Source organism: Intestinibacter sp. (assembly GCF_051866655.1).
Taxonomy (GTDB): Bacteria; Bacillota; Clostridia; order Peptostreptococcales; family Peptostreptococcaceae; genus Intestinibacter.
This window is the reverse complement of sequence record NZ_JBJDXL010000020.1, coordinates 1-1,893: the sequence shown is the minus strand read 5'-3', so window position 1 is coordinate 1,893 and position 1,893 is coordinate 1. Positions and strand designations below refer to the sequence as shown.

2 protein-coding genes and 1 pseudogene are annotated in these 1,893 nt (G+C 35.9%); all 3 read left to right on the top strand.

What is annotated here, in order from left to right; genetic code table 11:
- Nucleotides 1-318, top strand: a pseudogene (locus tag ACI3VO_RS00560) (GTP-binding protein); the annotation flags it as partial.
- Nucleotides 308-1,363, top strand: a complete 1,056-nt coding sequence (locus tag ACI3VO_RS00555; RefSeq protein WP_439756040.1) for an ATP-binding cassette domain-containing protein — start codon at nucleotides 308-310, stop codon at nucleotides 1,361-1,363. The pseudogene ACI3VO_RS00560 and the gene ACI3VO_RS00555, both read left to right, overlap by 11 nt.
- The coding region (locus ACI3VO_RS00550) for an enolase N-terminal-like fold-containing protein (RefSeq protein ID WP_439756039.1) at nucleotides 1,347-1,893 on the top strand (547 nt) is incomplete at its 3' end. The genes ACI3VO_RS00555 and ACI3VO_RS00550, both read left to right, overlap by 17 nt.

Sequence of the window (1,893 nt, the reverse complement as noted above, 5' to 3'; positions counted from 1 at the left end):
ATGCTTAAGCTTTGTGATATTGTGGTCATAACTAAGGGAGATATTGTTTCACAGGCTGAAAGAGAGGTATTTTCCTTCAATGTAAGACAGGTCAATTCCAAGGCAAAGATAATATTTATAAACGGGATAACAGGACAGGGTACATTTTTATTAAAAAAATATTTAAGCGGAGTAAAGGATATAAAGACACTTAGAAATAAGCTTTTGAGATTTACAACACCGGCATCAGTTTGCTCTTACTGTACAGGCGAGATGCGAATCGGTGAATCTCACCAAATGGGAATGCTTAAGAAGATGGAGTTTGATTATGATGAATAGCGATTATGAAAATTTATACGATATGTCGATAGGCGAAATAGAAAAAGAGTATCCAATAGCTTCTGATTTTTTCTTAAATTACAATTTTGGGTATATAGATAAAAATTTATTATTTAGTGATTTGGTAGAATCTCTAGACGAAGATTTTAGCCTTAACTTTGGAGTGGAAAAGGACGAGCTATTAGATAGGCTCGTGGAGTTTCTAGATGAGTTCGATCAGACTGTAGATACTATAGATATAGATAGTATAACTATAAACGGGGGAAGAGATAAATCAAGCGTCGATGAAAATGTGAGTATAACGATTTCAAAGGGAGAAATAATAAGTATAGTAGGTCCGACTGGCTCTGGGAAAAGTAGACTGCTTGAGGATATCGAATGTCTGGCTCAAAGAGATACGCCTACAAATAGAGAGATACTCGTAAACGGCGAGATACCAAGTGAAGAAACTAGATACAACATGGATGGAAAGCTAGTCGCACAGCTATCTCAAAATATGAATTTTGTAATGGATTTAACAGTCGAGGAGTTTTTACAAATGCATTCAAAGAGCAGATTTTGCGAAAATCAAGACGATATAGTTAAAAAATGCTTTTACTATGCAAATAAGCTAGCTGGAGAGGAGTTCGAGCTTACAACTAAGATCACTCAGCTTTCAGGTGGGCAATCTAGGGCACTTATGATATCAGATACTGCCTATATGAGCAGTTCTCCAATCGTACTAATCGATGAAATAGAAAATGCAGGTATCGATAGAAAGGAAGCTATAAAGCTGCTTTCTAAAAAAGAAAAGATAATACTTATATCTACCCACGACCCGATACTAGCGTTAAATGCAGATAAGAGAATAGTTATTAAAAACGGCGGTATTTCAAAGGTTATACCTACTACAGATGAGGAAAAAGAAAATGTGAAATACGTAGAATACCTAGATAATTTACTGCTAGATTTTAGAAATAAGTTGAGATTAGGTGAGGTTCTTAAAAAAGAAGACATAGAGCCTATCTTAAAAAAGGGGGTAGCAAAAATTGTGGAAACTATATGACGATATGATAGATGGGATTCCAAAGGACATAGTAGTCGAGGATATGTTAGTCGGTGAACATTTCGCACTTGTAAAAAGCACTGTAGGAAGCGGTATTGCAAGTGCATATCCAGAAGATACTAGATTACCGGAATTTATAAAGGAATTTAAAGGCAGAAAATTATACGAGGTCGCAGGCTGTATCAAATCGTGGAATTTGACGGAGTCTGGAATAGGACTTGCCGCTATAAACTCTTATTATAATTCAGTCGGAGTAGTAGAGAGCAGGGGCATCAGTCTGAATAAAAATAGATTTATGGAGGACAGATTAAACGATCCATTTATATCATACCAAAACGATATAAAAGGTAAGAAGGTTGCAGTAGTAGGACATTTTCACTATCTAGAGCAATTATTTGCTCCAGTTTGTGATTTGTCTATAATCGAGTCAGATCCAATAGAGGGAGATTTCCCTGAAACAGCTGCACCGTATATTTTGCCTGAGCACGATTTTGTAGTTTTAAGTGCTTATACATTGCAGAGCAAGCTTT